Source organism: Ramlibacter sp. WS9, from assembly GCF_003797765.1.
Classification (GTDB): Bacteria; Pseudomonadota; Gammaproteobacteria; order Burkholderiales; family Burkholderiaceae_C; genus Ramlibacter.
In genome coordinates this window covers 229,300-245,082 of the sequence record NZ_RKMB01000006.1, presented here as the reverse complement: position 1 = coordinate 245,082, position 15,783 = coordinate 229,300, and the positions used below count along the sequence as shown (strand labels likewise).

Below are 15,783 nucleotides of genomic sequence, written 5' to 3'. Positions count from 1 at the left end.
GCGAAGGGGCAGGGCGGCCGGGAGCCCCGTCAGCCTTGTGACAAGATCGGCCACGATGAAAAAAGAATCCGCAAGCAAAACCTGGGACGGCGCCTGGCTGGACCGCATGTACAACAACCGCGAACTGGTGCCGGCGCACCCGGAGCATCTGCGCCGCTGGGCCGCAGCGTCCAACGATGCCATGCGCACGCTGCCGCGGGAACTCGACGTGCGTTATGGGGGCGGCCCCAACGAGCACCTGGACATTTTCCCCACATCTCAAGCCGACGCGCCGGTGCTGTTCTTCATCCACGGCGGCTACTGGCGCGCCCTGGACAAGCGCGACCATTCTTTCATCGCCTCCGCTTTTACGCGCGAAGGCGTGTGCGTTGTTGTCCCCAATTACGCGCTATGCCCGGCGGTGACGATTCCGCAGATCACGATGCAGATGGTGCAGGCGCTGGCCTGGACCTGGCGCAACATCGCCAAGCGCGGTGGTGACCCGGGGCGGATCACGGTGGCAGGCCATTCCGCGGGCGGGCACCTGGCGGCGATGATGATGGCGTGCCTGTGGCCGGTGTTCGGCCGCGACTTGCCGCCTAACCTCGTGCGCAACGCGCTTTCGATCTCCGGCCTGCACGATCTCGACCCCATCATGCACACGCCGTTTCTGCAGCCCTCGCTGCAGCTCACGCGCGGCCAGGTGCGCCAAGCCAGCCCCGCATTGCTGCCTTCGCCCGCGCAGGGTACCCTGTACGCGGTCAGCGGTGCTGACGAGAGCGAGGAATACTCGCGCCAGCGCCGCCTGATCCAGGCGGCCTGGGGCGAAGAGCGTGTTCCGGTGTGCGAAGCACTCCCGGGCTTGAACCATTTCAGCGTGCTCGAGTCACTGATCGAGCCCGGCCAACGCCTCAACACGCTGGCCAAACAGTTGCTGCATCCTTGAGGAATTCATTCATGAAATGGTTGCCACTGGCAGCACTCGTCCTGCTGCTGCAGGCTTGCGGCGGGGGATCCGGATCTTCACCTTCCGAACCGTTGCCGCCCCAGGCGTGCACCGCCCTGGAACAGCGCCAGTCGATGCGCACCTTCCTGAACGACCAGTACTACTGGTACGCCAACCTTGCCACCGCCGACAGCAAGGCGGAAACGCTCGACGGTTATTTCCAGTCGATGCTCTACAAGCCGCTGGATCGCTACAGCTACACGCAGTCGACCGCGGAGTACACGTCCACGTTCACCGAGGGCCGCCGCACCGGCTACGGCTACACCGTCGTGTGGCAGGATGACACGCACACGGCGGTGCGCGTGCGCAATGTGGAGCCGTTCGGCCCGGTCGCGCGCGCCGGCATCATGCGCGGCGACACGTTCCTCTCCATCGACGGCGTCGGCCCAGAGGGCATCATCGGCGGCAAGCTGCCCACTGTCACCACCGAGGGCGTGCTCCGCACCATCGTCGTCCGCGACGCGGCCGGCGTCACGCGCACCGTCCGGTTGATCTCGGAAGACTTCGCCTTGAGCCCGGTGGCGGCGAAGAGCACGTTCGACGTCTCGCGAGCGGGGGCGCCCGTGAAGGTCGGCTACCTCGCGTATCACCAGTTCGTCACCTACAGCAAGGGCGACGTGCGCCTGGCGTTCGAGGAGTTCGAGAGTGCCGGCATCAGCGAGCTGGTGCTGGACCTGCGCTACAACGGCGGCGGCAGCGTCACCATGTCGCGCGACGTCGCCAGCATGATCGGCGGCCCGCGCCTGGCCGACCAGATGTATGCGTACCTGCGTTTTAACGACAAGCAGGTCGGGCAGAACCAGCGCGTCCCGTTCAACAGCGCCGGCACGCCGCTGGCCTATCCGTTGCCTGAGGGCCTGTCGCGCGTCGTGGTCATCACGTCGCCGGGCACTGCATCGGCAAGCGAGCTCTTGATCAACGGCCTGAAGCCCTTCATCGACGTGGTCGTGGTGGGCGAGACAACGTACGGCAAGCCGTTCGGCTTCATCCCGCGCAGCGAGTGCGGAACGACGTACAACGCCGTGCAGTTCGAAACGCTGAACTCGCTGGGCTTCGGCAAGTACACGGCGGGGTTCACGCCCGACTGCGTGGTGCCGGACGACCTCGATCGGCCGCTCGGCGACCCCAACGAAAAACGGCTGAAAGTGGCGTTGGACTATGTCGCCACCGGTCGCTGCACGAGCGCGCAGGCGCCGATGAGCGCGAGGATCAGCCCGAAGGCGGCGGCCCGGGCCTATGGCGAGACGGTGCCCGCGCAGATGTTCCTCGACTAGGGCCGGTCAGGCCCCGGCAGGGCCTCACATCAGCAGGTGTTCACCCGCGTTGTCCCCGCCCAGGATCACGTAGTTCACCTTGCGGATGTCCATCAGCTTCTTGCCGCCGGCGTAGCTGATGGAACTCTGGACGTCTTCTTCCATTTCGCGCAGCGTGTCGGGCAGCTTGCCCTTCACCGGCTCGAGGATGCGCTTGCCTTCGACGTGCTTGTACTCGCCCTTGTTGAAGTCCGACGCACTGCCGTAGTACTCCTTGAAGAGCTTGCCGCCTTCGTCCACGGTCTGGCCCGGCGACTCCTCGTGGCCCGCCAGCATGGAGCCGATCATCACCATCGTCGCGCCGAAGCGCACGCTCTTGGCGATGTCGCCGTGCTCGCGGATGCCGCCGTCCGCGATGATCGGCTTGGTCGCCACACGGGCGCACCACTTGAGCGCCGACAGCTGCCAGCCGCCGGTGCCGAAGCCGGTCTTCATGCGGGTGATGCAGACCTTGCCCGGGCCGATGCCGACCTTGGTCGCATCCGCGCCCCAGTTCTCCAGGTCGATGATGGCCTCGGGCGTGCCCACGTTCCCTGCGATGACGAAGGTCGTGGGAAGTTTCGCCTTGAGGTGGGCGATCATGTCGCGCACGGTGTCGGCGTGCCCGTGCGCGATGTCGATCGTCACGTATTCCGGCACCAGGCCCTCGGCGGCCAGGCGGTCGATGGTTTCGTAGTCCGCGGGCTTCACGCCGACCGAGATTGACGCGTACGCGCCTTGCGCCTGCATGTCGCGCACGAACTTCACGTTGTCCAGGTCGAAGCGGTGCATCACGTAGAAGTAGCCGTGCTGCGCCAGCCAGAGGCAGATCTTTTCGTCCACCACGGTCTTCATGTTGGCCGGCACCACCGGGATGCGGAAGGTGCGTGCGCCCAGCTCCACGCCGGCGTCGCATTCCGAGCGGCTTTGCACCCGGCACTTGCGCGGCAGCAGCAGGACGTTGTCGTAGTCGAAGATTTCCATACCAAGCTCCAGAAAATTCGTTGAAGAACGAGAGAGCGCTTGGACTGTGGCCCGGTGGTTCCTGCACGGAGGCAAAAACGCAAACCGGGCCGCAAATGGCTTGGGCCCGGTGCTTGATTTTACCCGCCGCCGCCGCGAGCGCCATGGCTGCACGGCGATAGCCCTCATAACGCAATCGATCTGGTTGGGCTGGATTTCGAGAATATTGTCTAAAAATGCAATTTTGTCTAAAATGGCCCATGGACACGGTCGCTGCTTCGCACGTCAAACAGAACTTCGGGGAAGTGCTTGCCCGGGCCGCGCAAGGGCCGGTTGGTGTCGAGCGCCACCGGAAGCTGGTGGCCGCCATCGTGCCGCCCCACTGGTTGTCGCAGCACGGCGCAATGGACGAGCGCCGTGCGGCTCGCGCTGCCCAGCAGCAGGTCGAATTGAATCGCCTGATGGCCCACCAGCAACTGGGCATCGAGCTGCTTTGCGCCGAATCGGCCCAACTGCGCAAGTACATCGACGCCGCGCGCAGGGAAGTCGATCGCTGGCAGGACCGGCAGTTGTGCAGTGCCGACTACATCGAGCGCTGGCGCGCCTGGTTGGCGCTGCCGGTCAAGCAACTGGTCCAGCGGATGTGCTCGGAAGCCGAAGGGTGGGGCCGCGCCATGCGGCAGAACTCGCCATTCACGGCCGCCGGCCTCCAGGGCGGCAAGTGAACCTCGACGCGCTGTTCGATCTGCTGCGAGCGGCGCAGGGGTTGTGCGGCCACAAGGAATACGTCGTCGTCGGCAGCCTCTCGGTGCTCGGGCTGGCCGAGGTGGCCGCCATTCCTGTGGACATGACGGTGTCGATCGACGCCGATTGCTATACGAAATCGGACCCCGCGCGAATCTTCGACCTGCAGGACGCGCTCGGCGAGGGCAGCTCCTATCACCGCGAGCATGGCATCTACCTGGACCCGGTATCACCCAAGCTGCCGACACTGCCCGATGGCTGGGAGCAAAGGCTGATCCGGCTGCTGCGCGATGACGTGGTGGCGAGCTTTCTCGAGCCGAACGATGCCGCCGTGTCCAAGCTCGCGCGAGGCGAACCGCGCGATGTCCGTTGGGTTCGCGCGGGCCTCAAGGCGGGCATCGTTTCGCTGCCGGCGGTGCGCTTGCGAATGCGAAGCACGAACTTCCTGGACGCCGAAGAAGAGAAAACGGCGCTGCACTCACTGGAAAGCCTCGGCCAGCCCAAGGCACGCAAGAGCCGTTGAATCGACTTCGCGCACCGGCGGGCCCGGCCTGCGCTACTTCACTTCCACCTCGCCGACACGCACGGTCTCGCTGCCACGCGTGAGGCGCAGGGTCAGCCACTCGTCCCTGGCGGCCGCGGTGCCGAAGCCGGTGGTGACGCGCACCATGACCGTCGTTCCCGCCGACAGCACCTGCTGGCGGTGCCCGTAGAACTGGGCCTGGATGACGTACTTGCCCGCCACCGCGCGCTTGACCGCGTACTCCTCGGGCCCGTAGCCACCGGTGGCGTCCGGGCTCACGGCGCCGCCTTGCCGGGTGAGGCGGTTGCCGTAGTCGGCCTTTTCACCGCCGGGCTCGGTGACCCACAGGTCGATGTCGGTGTCGTCGGTGTCCCAGGCCATCACCACGCGCAGGCCCAGCGGCATGTTGCGCCGCAGCCGCGTGTCCACCCGGGCCAGGTCCAGCGGCGGTCCGTCGGCTTGGGCTTGAGCGGCGACCGCATTGAGCTCGGCCAGCGCGATCATTCCCACACCCTGGAAGCGGCCGTGCCAGGGGCGCGACACCACTTCCCACAGCGCATTCACGGCACGCTGGTGCTGGCCGGTCTCGGCCAGCGCGAGGCCCAGGTCGCGCCACGACTGCGGCTCGTTCGGCGCGAGCTCGCTGATGCGCTCGAACACCGGCACGGCCAGGTCGTTGCGGCGTGCCTGCACCAGTCGATAGCCGTAAAGGCGCAGCAGCTGGCGGCTTTCCAGGTTCATCTCGGCCAGGTTGGAGAGGATGCGAAGCGCGAGATCGGCCTGGCCGCGGTCGAAGAACAGGGCGGCCACGTCCATGTAGAACGCGCTGCTGTCCTTGTGCTGCGTGCGCTCGTCCAGGTACACGCGGTACAGGTGATCCTTGCTCGCGTCCTGCAGGCGGCGCAGGTAGGGCGCATCGGGCGTCCACGCCTGCAGGGCGATGGTGGCCTGCCCGCCGGCAGCCTGCTGCGCCAGTTTCGTGTCGGCGTCGGTCCGCTGGCGAGCCATTGCCGGAGCGGCCGGCGCTGCGGACGGGGCTACGACCGGGGCCGCCGATCGTGGTGGCCCCGCAGCCGCATCGCGCGCCCCGCCCGACTTCTGGCTGGCCACTTCGCCCAGCGCGCCGGCAATGGGCTGTTCCTCCTTGCGCTGCTGCGTCTTGCGCGCTTCTTGCGCGAAGTCGCGCTCCCACCAGCGCTGGCGCTCGTCGAACTGCCGCACCATGGCTTCCAGGTGGGCGTGGCGTTCCTGCTGCGTGCGTTGCTGTTGAAGGTGCGCCAGCCGCGAGACCTCGTCGGCGAGTTCGGGCGGCGCGGGCAAGCCGTACTGCGCGTAGTCTGTCGCCAATTCCAGCACGATCAGCGAGCTGTTCGGGCCAACCACGCCGTGGGCGGCCGCGATTTCCTGCAGTTCCGCGCGATGCAGTGCGGGGTTTTCCGCGAGCTCGGTGCCGCGCCATTGCGCCCACTGCTGCGCCGGCCAGCGGCCCGCATCGCTGCGGCTGTTCACGTCCAATGCGACGGTGCGCTTGCGTCCATCCGGATGTGCCAGTTGAACATCGATGCGTGCGGCGGCATCGGCCAGTTCGCCGGCCAGTGCGATCCGGCCGCCGTGCACGCGCAGGCTGGGCGTGACGAGCTTGTCGGCCGCAGGGCTCGCCAAGCGCTCGACGCGCCAGCCGTGGAGTTGCATGGCGCGCACCGCGCCTTCGACGCCGAGCAGGTTCACGTCCACCATCGCGCCACCGGTGCGCTCGGCCAGGCGCGTGAGGCGTGGCACGTCGGTCGCCGCAGCGCCGCTGATCGCAAAAACGGGCGCCTTGTGCTGGTATTGGATCAGGCGCTTGCCGTCGGTCGCCAGGCCATCGGTTACCAGCAGCGTCGCATCGGCATCGGCGGGGATCGGCAGTTGGTCGAAGTTGCTGGAACCGTCGAACGGCTCGGCGCGCAAGGCCTGCATCAGCTCGCCCCACTGGCCGCCTGCGACTTGAAATCGCCGAGTTGGCTCGACCTTGTTGCGCACCACGAGCAGGCTGACCTGCACCGGCCGGCGCAGGCTGCGAAAGTACGCGTCCAGCACCGCGAGCACGCGGCCCTGACCGGCGGCGGACGCGGACGCGTCCCAGACCAACGCGATGTGGGCCGGGTCCGCGCGGCGCACGGGCTCGTCGGCGAAGGGCAGTTGCCCCGCGAAGAAGCGCTTGCCGCCCGACTCGCCGACCATCACCTGCGGCGCGGCGGTGGTCCGCAGCGCCAGCTGCAGCCAGCCCGCCGGGCCGCTGCCGGCCACCCACTGTTCCTTCTCGAACCGCAGGCCGGTCCCGCCCTGGTCGGCCGTCAGTTCGGCCCCTTGAGGCGCTTGCACCAGCACGACGTCCTTGCGGGCCAGGCCATTGGCATGCACCTGCACCTGCAGTTGGCCGACCGGCGACGAAAACACCAGCGGGATCCGCAGCATGGCGCTGCCCCGTTGCACGGGCAGTGTTTCGGTCACGATCAACTGCACGCGCCGCTCGCCTCGTGCGGGAATCGGGTAAATGCGCAGCTTGTACTGGTTGCCGGCGGTTGCTTCCAGCAGCGCCGGGTCGACCCGGCGGCGGCGGATGTCCTCGAAGATCTCCTGGCCGCGCGCCTTGGGCACGGGCACGGCGTCGCGCAGCCGCCCGTTCACATCCAGCGCGAACCCGCTGACCACCTGGCCCTCGAGCAGCGGAAACTGCAGCTCGCCTTCCAGCATCCGCGCATTGGGGTTGAACACCCGCATCTCGATGCGCGAGCGCGCCTGCCCGGCGAAGACTTCGGTGGAGATGCTCACGGCGCGCAGCTGGATGGGCTGCGCCTGCGAACTGACCGCCACGATGGGCGGTCGCCAATCGGGCGGTGGCGCGAGTTTGGATGGCGGCGGCATGGGACTCAATGCCAGGGCCGGCGCCACCAGTGCGCCGGCGGCCAGCCAGGCCAGAATGCCCTTGTAGACGGATGCGATGCGCATAGCGGCTTCCTCTCGTTGTTGTTGCGGACAGGGCTTCTACGGGGCTGGTGGCGCGACGGGGTTAAGCCTGTGGCATTTTTTTCTTCGCCGAAGTCCCGGAGTGCGGTTTGTTGTTTCGCATTCCTGGACCTCGCGGCGAAGCTGTGCGTGGGCGGGCTGCGGCGCGATGGCTACGGCGTTCGGCTTCGGTGCTTCGCACCTCCAGCCGAATCCCCTGCGCCGGGCGACCCCGCGGCCCAGCGCGGCACAACTCACGGCGCAAGCGCCGTTCAGACAGGTGCCGCGAGCATGAGACGGTCGCATGGCTCGATCCGCGCGCTTTGCGCGCTCCTCGTAGCCATGCTGGGCCGCGGGGTCACCCGGCGCAGGCGCCTGGGCTTTATTCGCGCCGCAGCCCGCCCACGCACAGCTTTGCACCACCCTCTGAGCGCGCCACCGGCGGAGTGCCATTGCGCCGCCGTCTGCCCGGAGTTTCGGCGCGCCACCGCTGGCCTGCCACTCGCTCACTGCAACGCCGCACACGGCTGGGCCGCGGCGCGAGTAAAGCCCAGACGCCCGCGGTGAATGGTCTTGCGGCCCAGCGTCGCTGGCGACGCGACCGTCTCATGCTCGCGGCGCCTGTTTGAACCCCGCAAGGCGGGGTGAGTTGCGCCGCGCGGGCCGCAAGACCGTTCAGCGCGGGGATCCGGCAGGAGCTTGCGAAGCAAGCGATGCCGGACGTCGTAGCCATCGCGCCGCGGCCCAGCCGTGTGCGGCGTTGCCGCGAGGTCTCAGAGCGCAACTCCTCAGGCGCGGCTGAAATCAGCGAAGAAGCTCATCTCCCAGCGGCCGTACAACGCGAGACCGCAGCGGCAACAACGTGCCCCCGGGCGTCCTCCAGCACCCCAATAACGCGCAATCGCTGCGGGTTGGCGCCTTCAGGGATGCTCATGGGCCGGGACTCGAACAGCCGTAGTTGCTCCGGTTTCGATAGCGAACCCGCGCCATCCCAGGCCGTCTGCAAGACGTTTCGCACCAGATTGCGCTCGACCGGCGAGCCTTCCGTGCCCGCGGGTACGGTTTCCACCAACAGCAGCCACGCTCTCCAGGGGCCGCGGGCGCCGGGTTTCAACTCGATCGATGCGCCCACGTAGCCGTTGAAGGCGAGGCCGTGCGCCACCCGGAGTTGGCGGCCGTTTGCGGCGATCCGGTGCTTCGTGGCGTCGGCCTGTGCCGGCGCGGCGCGCTGGAGCGCTTCCAGCCGGGCCAGGCTGTCGCGGCTGGCTGCCGCCGACAAGGGCGCGTCATCGCCTTTGCCTCCCGGCACGATCCAGTCCACCGCCAGTTCACCGCGGCCGGCGCGCGGCGTCGCCGGATCGGCCCAGCAGGATTCGCAGTCGGCGCTGATGAATCGCTCGAGCAGCGCCACCGGCCGTGGCTGCTTGTCGCTGTCGCAGGACGACTGGGCGTGAGCGCCGGAAGCAGCCAGGACGAGCAGGCAGGCCGCGAAGCGCGAGAGTGGTGACAGTTTGTTCATCCGTGGGGGCCGGTTCGGTTCCTACAATGCCGTATGTTCCCAGAAGTCGACGCGGCGTCCCCGCTCTTACAGAATCTCAACCCGGAGCAGGCGGCCGCCGTCACTCTGCCCAATGAGCATGCGCTGATTTTGGCGGGCGCCGGGTCGGGCAAGACCCGCGTGCTGACCACGCGCATCGCCTGGCTGCTGTCCACCGGCCAGATTTCGCCCGGCGGCGTCATGGCCGTGACCTTCACCAACAAGGCGGCGAAGGAAATGATGACGCGGCTGCAGGCGATGCTGCCCGTCAACGTGCGCGGAATGTGGATCGGCACCTTCCACGGCCTGTGCAACCGCTTCCTGCGTGCGCACTACAAGCTGGCCAACCTGCCGTCGACGTTCCAGATCCTCGACACGCAGGACCAGCTGTCGGCGATCAAGCGGTTGATGAAGCAGCACAACGTGGACGATGAGCGCTTTCCCGCAAAGGAAACGCAGTGGTTCATCGCCGGCTGCAAGGAAGACGGCCTGCGACCCAATGTGGTCGAAGTGCGCGGCGAAGAAGACCGCAAGAAGGTCGAGATCTACCAGCTCTATGAAGAGCAATGCCAGCGCGAAGGCGTGGTCGACTTCGGCGAACTGATGCTGCGCAGCTACGAACTGCTGCGCGACAACGACCCGATCCGCGAGCACTACCAGCGACGCTTCCGGCACATCCTGATCGACGAGTTCCAGGACACCAACAAGCTGCAATACGCCTGGATCAAGATGCTCAGCGGGGAAGGCAGCAGCGTGCTGGCGGTGGGCGACGACGACCAGAGCATCTACGCATTCCGCGGCGCGCGGGTGGGCAACATGGCGGACTTCGTGCGCGAGTTCCAGGTGCGCCACCAGATCAAGCTGGAGCAGAACTACCGCAGCCACAGCAACATCCTGGATTCGGCCAATGAGCTGATCAGCCACAACAAGACGCGCCTGGGCAAAAACCTGCGCACCGACCAGGGGCCCGGCGAGCCGGTGCGCGTGTACGAGGCGCCGACAGACCTGGCCGAGGCGCAGTGGATGGTCGAGGAAATGCGGCACCTCATCCGCAACGACGGCCCCGACGGTGGGTTCGAGCGCAAGGAAATCGCCGTGCTCTACCGCAGCAATGCGCAGAGCCGGGTGATCGAAACGGCGCTGTTCAATGCCGCCATGCCCTACCGCGTCTACGGCGGGCTGCGCTTCTTCGAGCGCGCGGAAATCAAGCACGCGCTGGCCTACCTGCGCGTGCTGGAGAACCCGAACGACGACACAAGCTTCATCCGGATCGTCAACTTCCCGCCGCGCGGCATTGGCGCGCGAAGCATCGAGCAGTTGCAGGACATCGCCCGCGCGGGCGGCTGCTCGCTTCATGACGCGGTAAAGTCTGCGACCGGCAAGGCAGGCGCCAATCTCGCAGCTTTTGTGAGCAAGATCGACTCGCTGCGCGAGCGCACCATCGACCTGACACTGCGCGAGATCATCGAGCTGGTGCTGCAGGAGTCGGGCCTCGTCGACCACTACAAGACCGAGCGCGAAGGCGCCGACCGCATCGAGAACCTGGAGGAATTGGTCAACGCGGCAGAGAGCTTCGTCACGCAGGAAGGTTTCGGGCGTGACGCCGTCGCGCTACCCGTGGACGAACTCGGCCCCGGCACGCCCCGCCAGTCGCCCGCGAGCCAGGGGCTGGATCCGAGCCAGCCTGAAGTGAACGAGCCGGCGCCCGACTACGTGCCACCCGACGCAGAAACCGGCGAAACCTTGTCACCGCTCGCCGCGTTCCTCACGCATGCCGCGCTGGAGTCCGGCGACAACCAGGCACAGGTGGGGCAGGACGCCGTCCAGTTGATGACGGTGCACTCGGCCAAGGGGCTGGAGTTCGATTGCGTCTTCATCAGCGGCCTGGAAGAAGGCCTGTTCCCGAGCGAACGCTCCATGACCGAACGCGAGGGGCTGGAGGAAGAGCGCCGCCTGATGTACGTCGCGATCACGCGTGCACGCAAGCGCCTGTATCTCAGCTATTCGCAGACGCGCCTCCTGCATGGCCAGACCCGCTACAACGTCAAGAGCCGTTTCTTCGAGGAATTGCCAGAGAGCGCGCTCAAGTACCTCACGCCCAAGAACCAGAACTTCGGCGGCTCGGCTTTCGGCTATGGCTCCGGCTACCCGACGTCGCGCAGCAACTACTCGGGCGGCGGCTTCGCCAAGGAAACTTTCTCCAGCCCGCCAGTGCCGGTGCAAAAAGCGGAGCCTTCGCACGGGCTGCGCGCCGGCATGAAGGTGTTCCACACCAAGTTCGGCGAGGGCTCGGTGGTGTCGATCGAAGGGCAGGGCGCGGATGCGCGGGCCCAGGTCAACTTCCCCCGCCACGGGGTGAAGTGGCTGGCCCTGTCGGTGGCCAAATTGACGCCGGTGCCTTAGCGCCTCGCCTGTCATCTTTGACAGGTTGTGCGAGGGGGGCGTTCGGTGCAGACTCCGGGCGATAAACGCAGCGGAGGAAACCATGAGCATCACTTCGACCCCACCGGCCGACAGCACCATCGTGCGCGCGGCCATCCACCCCGGCATCGGCGTGGCGCGCGTCGGCAACAGCCCCGAGGGCTACTACATCGGCCCCGAGGTCATGGACCCGCCGCCGATGGCACCCGGCGAACTGCGCGACCCGCAGGGCGCGCTCAAGCGCGAAGCCGCGCGCTTTCGCATCTACGGCTACAACGCCGCCGGCGAAGTGGTGCGAGAGATCACCGCGCGCGAGGCCGAGATCGAATGGACGGTGGAGCTGGCCAACAAGAAGGCCGCCTGGTACCAGTTCCAGATCGCGCTGGACATCCCGGAAGCGCTCAACCCGAAGATGGCCGATCCCTCGTTGCTGCGCAACGCGAACGTCAAGGACCGTGCGAGCCTGGCCATCACGCCCGGCGCCCGCACGATCCGCGGCGCCGGGCAACGCGGCGCCGCCTACCAGTTCGACAGCGGAAAGTTCGTTGGCACACCGGTCTACCTGGGCGAGCTGCGCACCGACGAGGCCGGGCGCCTGCTCGTGCTGGGCGGCCACGGCAAGTCCGCCTCGGCCGATGGCAAGCCGGCAACCACTTTCGCCAACAATGACGGCTGGCACGACGACACGGCCGACGGGCCCGTGCGCGCGAGCGTCACGCTGGACGGCGCCGCCATCCCCGTCGACAGTGCCTGGGTGCTGGTCGCCCCGCCCAACTACGGGCCGCAGCTGCGCTCGGTGCGCACCATGGCCGCACTGATGGAGGACGTGTTCATCCAGGCCGGCATGATGCAGGTCCCGCCAGCTGTCTCTTTCTCGCGCGACATCCTGCCGATCCTGCAAAACCAGACCGGCCTGCAGTGGGCGAACAAGGGCTTCGCCGCGCAGTTCGGCTGGGGCGGCCCCTTCGACGCGCAAGACGCGGCGCTGGTCGCGAAGCTGGCCGATCCGTCGGACACCTGGCGCGAGCTGCGCCAGCAAGTGGCCAACGCCTTTCGCCAGTTCGAACGCGATGGCAAATCTCCGCTGCCCTGGCCCTGGAACTACGGCGACGCCATGGCCGTGCCCCCGGCCAACACGCCGCGCCAGAACGCGGCCGTCACCGATACGCAGTTGCTGATGCTCTCGCAGTGGGCCGAAGGCCGGTTCATCGCGGACTGGGACCCGGCCGCGCGGGGGCCCTCGCACATCGACCAGGTGCCGCTGCAGGCGCAGCCGGCCACGCTGGACCGCGCCGCCATGGACCACTGCCTGGCCGACGCCTTCCACCCCGGCTGCGAGATCACCTGGCCGATGCGCCACGCCAGCATGTACCGCGCGCCGTTCCGCCTGCGCGAGGCCGCGCCGGACGCGCCTGCGCTGCCCAACTACGGCACGCAGCTCACGCCGCAGGTCGCGCTCGCGGTCGGAGGCCCGCTGTATGCGCAGTCGGCTGGCGACCTCACGCGCTGGATGGCCGTGCCCTGGCAGACCGACACGGCCAGTTGCCGCAGCGGCTACTACGCCGGTTACGGCCCGCGCTACGACCCCTACGTGCCCAGCTTCTGGCCGGCGCGCGTGCCCAACCAGGTGCTGACCGAAGAGGACTACAGCATCGTGATGGACACCGAGAAGCCCCGCAGCGAAAGGCGCGCCGCTTTCAGCCGCCGCGCCTCGTGGTTCCGCACGCTGGGGCCGGGCGGCTACACCAGCCAGATCAACTACATGATCGACCACTTCGACCAGATGGGCGTGCTGGAGTTGCGGTCCGGGATTCCCGGCGATGCCGACTTTCCACCGCAGATGCAGGTGGAAAACCGCATTGCGCCCGTGCAGGCAGCGGTCGAGACGCTTCTGCGCCGCGAGGCCGCACCGGTCGATCCGGTCGACATGCCCGAGCCTTTCGACGCGCGCAACGAAGAGATGTTGTTGCTGCACGCGCGGCTTCGCCGGGCGGAATGAGCGCGCCGCTGTGAGCATGGAGCGGCAGCTCGACGTGCTCGTGGCCGGCGCCGGGCCGGCGGGCGCGGTGATCGCGGCGCAGCTGGCGGGCCACTGCACCGTGGCCCTTGCGGGCCGAACGCCTTCCGGCCGGCAGATCGGAGAATCGCTGCCGGGCGCCGCGTCCGTGCCGCTGCGCGATCTGGGCCTGTGGGACCGCTTCCTGGCACAAGGCCACCGGCCGGCGTGGTCGCATGCCTCGGCTTGGGGCCAAAGCGAGACGGTTCAACGCGACGCCTTGCTCGATCCGCAAGGCCACGGCTGGATCCTCGGCCGCACGGCATTCGACGGCCTGCTGCGCGATGCCGCGACCGAGCGCGGCGCCGAATGGCTGGCCGGCGCGATGTTGCGCGCGGCGCACCACGAGCCGGGCGCTCGCCATCCCTGGCTGTGCGAATTGCTCACCGCCGACGGCATACCCCTGCGGCTTCGCTGCCGCCTGCTGGTGGACGCCAGCGGCCGCAGCGCACGCGCAGCGCGCCTGGCAGGCGCGGCCGTCCACCGCACGGACAAGCTGGTGTGCCTGCATGCCTGGTTGCCGCCCGGCCGAGACACGGCGGCATGGGCCGGCGCCACGCTGATCGAGGCGGCCCCGCAGGGCTGGTGGTACAGCGTTCAGGTGCCTCATGGTGACACCGTGCTTGCGTTCCACACCGACGCGGACCAGCCGGCCGTGCGCGAGTGCAAAACGCAGGCTGGATTGCTCGCGTATGCGCGCGAGCAGACACTGCTGATCCGTGCGCGCTGCGAGGGCCTGGACGCCCGGGCCCAACCCGTGGGCATCGCGCCCGCATACAGCCAGTACTGCGCGGCCGCCGCGGGCGTGGACTGGATGGCCGTGGGCGACGCCGCATTGGCCTTCGACCCGCTGGCTTCGCAGGGCCTGTTCAACAGCCTGTGCACCGGCCTGCAGGGAGCGCAGCACGCCATCGCGCATCTGGACGGGAACGCGCAGGCGCTGCCTGCGTGGACGCATCATGTGGACGGTGTGCGCGCAGCTTATGCGCGCAACCTCGCCGCGTACTACGCCATGGAGCAGCGCTGGCCGCGGGAGCCGTTTTGGGGGCGTCGCTTGGAGTTGGCGAAGGCCGCTGCCGGCGCGCCGGCAATGGCGTACTCATAGGTCGGCGCCCGGGCAGCCGTTCCGGCTTTGTCACACCCCAACCGGGCCTGCGTGGCGGCGCGACCAAAACACACTATTCGGCCACCGTTGCTCAGCGCCGTACTGCCTGTGCAAGCCTTCGATATAGCGAATGAACGTGCGGTTGGCGCGCTCCGCGTAATGCCGGCTGGCGATGCTGTCGCCTGCCAACTGCCCCACGATCGCGGGAACCGCAGCCTCAGCGTCACTCAGCGCACCGGAGATGCCCGAGGACGTCAGAGGGTCGAAGGCCAGCAAGGCATCACCGACCGCAATCCAGCCCTGACCCGCAGCGCGGTCCAGGTAACTGCTGTGGGCGGCGAAAGTCTGGATGTTCGGCTGAAGCGTCTGGCCGTCCTGCTCTTGCGGCGGGCAGGGCGGGGCCAGTTCCGCGACTTTGGCCGTGGTGCGCCATGCCGACAGATAGTTGTGCCAATCCTGCAGGCACTGGCTACGCACGACATCGATGTCGCTCATCAACGTCACCACCGCCTGCCCATCGGGCAAGCAGGCGGCATACCACCAGCCGTGCTCAAAAGGCTCCACCAACGACATGCCGGCCAGTGCCGGGGTGGCCGTGGCCCGCGTCGCCAGCCCGACCAAACCGTCAAGCCGGCGCCGTTGCGCGCCCAGGCGCGTGGCCAAGGGCGCGCGCCTTCCGCCGGCGTCTACCAGCATGCGCGCCTGCACCCGCTTCTGCTTGCCGTCAGTGCTTGCCAGGTTTGCCTGCCAGACACCCTCCGACCGCGTGCACCATTTGACGCTGGTGGGGCACATCAGGCGCGCACCGCGATCCACCGCCTGCTGCAACAGCCAGGCATCGAACTCGGCGCGCTGCAGGTGCCATCCATGCCCGTGACCGCGTTGCAGAAAGTAGTCGGCCTGCGGTTTTGCATCGCCCCAGAGCGACAGGTTGCCGTGGTACGGCCGGTGCCCGAGCCGCCCCAGGTCGGTTTCCAGGCCCAGCCTGCCGAGCATTTGTGCAACATCGGGGGTGGCGGATTCACCGATCGCAAAGGGGCGCGCGCTGCCTCGGTCGACCAGCAGAACCTGCTCAACGCCCGCTGCCAACAGGCCCAGGGCTGTCGCGCTTCCGGCGGGCCCCGCTCCGACGATCAAGACATCGGCCACCTCTGCTGCGTCATGCGCCA

At 67.9% G+C, this 15,783-nt stretch carries 11 protein-coding genes; 7 read left to right on the top strand and 4 right to left on the bottom strand.

All coding sequences use genetic code 11. The features are described 5' to 3' along the window. The first annotated feature begins 55 nt into the window (after positions 1 to 55). A complete protein-coding gene (locus EEB15_RS12505; protein WP_199236518.1) occupies positions 56 to 925 on the top strand; it encodes an alpha/beta hydrolase in 870 nt (289 codons plus the stop codon). An 11-nt stretch (positions 926 to 936) separates the two neighbouring features. Further along, a complete protein-coding gene (locus tag EEB15_RS12500; protein ID WP_141510186.1) occupies positions 937 to 2,259 on the top strand; it encodes a S41 family peptidase in 1,323 nt (440 codons plus the stop codon). Positions 2,260 to 2,283: 24 nt separating this feature from the next. On the opposite strand, the gene EEB15_RS12495 is transcribed toward EEB15_RS12500, so the two are convergent. Then, the gene (locus tag EEB15_RS12495; protein ID WP_141510185.1) at positions 2,284 to 3,261 is read right to left on the bottom strand and encodes a GMP reductase; all 978 of its coding nucleotides are present in this window, start codon (positions 3,259 to 3,261) and stop codon (positions 2,284 to 2,286) included. A 239-nt stretch (positions 3,262 to 3,500) separates the two neighbouring features. On the opposite strand from EEB15_RS12495, the gene EEB15_RS12490 reads away from it, so the two are divergent. Beyond that, on the top strand, positions 3,501 to 3,965 hold the full coding sequence (locus tag EEB15_RS12490) for a type II toxin-antitoxin system Phd/YefM family antitoxin (protein ID WP_158290084.1): 465 nt from the start codon (positions 3,501 to 3,503) through the stop codon (positions 3,963 to 3,965). After that, complete coding sequence (locus tag EEB15_RS12485) at positions 3,962 to 4,507, top strand: DUF6036 family nucleotidyltransferase (RefSeq protein WP_141510183.1); 546 nt, start codon at positions 3,962 to 3,964, stop codon at positions 4,505 to 4,507. The genes EEB15_RS12490 and EEB15_RS12485 overlap by 4 nt, the downstream gene beginning before the upstream one ends. Before the next feature lie 33 nt (positions 4,508 to 4,540). On the opposite strand, the gene EEB15_RS12480 is transcribed toward EEB15_RS12485, so the two are convergent. Then, on the bottom strand, positions 4,541 to 7,498 hold the full coding sequence (locus EEB15_RS12480; protein ID WP_141510182.1) for a VIT domain-containing protein: 2,958 nt from the start codon (positions 7,496 to 7,498) through the stop codon (positions 4,541 to 4,543). 814 nt (positions 7,499 to 8,312) lie between these two features. Then, positions 8,313 to 9,014 (bottom strand): hypothetical protein, encoded by a 702-nt coding sequence (locus EEB15_RS12475; RefSeq protein WP_141510181.1) that lies wholly within the window; start codon positions 9,012 to 9,014, stop codon positions 8,313 to 8,315. Positions 9,015 to 9,047: 33 nt separating this feature from the next. Here EEB15_RS12475 and EEB15_RS12470 point away from each other — a divergent pair, with 33 nt between their 5' ends. The 3 genes from EEB15_RS12470 to EEB15_RS12460 all read left to right on the top strand — a co-directional run bounded on the left by EEB15_RS12470 (position 9,048) and on the right by EEB15_RS12460 (position 14,614). After that, the gene (locus EEB15_RS12470; RefSeq protein ID WP_141510180.1) at positions 9,048 to 11,435 is read left to right on the top strand and encodes a UvrD-helicase domain-containing protein; all 2,388 of its coding nucleotides are present in this window, start codon (positions 9,048 to 9,050) and stop codon (positions 11,433 to 11,435) included. Between the two features lie 82 nt (positions 11,436 to 11,517). Next, positions 11,518 to 13,452 carry a LodA/GoxA family CTQ-dependent oxidase gene (locus EEB15_RS12465; RefSeq protein ID WP_158290083.1) on the top strand — a complete coding sequence of 645 codons (1,935 nt, stop codon included), beginning with the start codon at positions 11,518 to 11,520 and terminating at the stop codon, positions 13,450 to 13,452. A gap of 16 nt (positions 13,453 to 13,468) precedes the next feature. Then, positions 13,469 to 14,614: an FAD-dependent monooxygenase gene (locus EEB15_RS12460; protein WP_158290082.1), complete on the top strand. Its 1,146-nt coding sequence runs from the start codon at positions 13,469 to 13,471 to the stop codon at positions 14,612 to 14,614. Between the two features lie 30 nt (positions 14,615 to 14,644). Here the strand turns inward: EEB15_RS12460 and EEB15_RS12455 are convergent, their stop codons facing one another. Beyond that, the gene (locus tag EEB15_RS12455; protein WP_158290081.1) at positions 14,645 to 15,763 is read right to left on the bottom strand and encodes an NAD(P)/FAD-dependent oxidoreductase; all 1,119 of its coding nucleotides are present in this window, start codon (positions 15,761 to 15,763) and stop codon (positions 14,645 to 14,647) included. Positions 15,764 to 15,783: the final 20 nt, after the last annotated feature.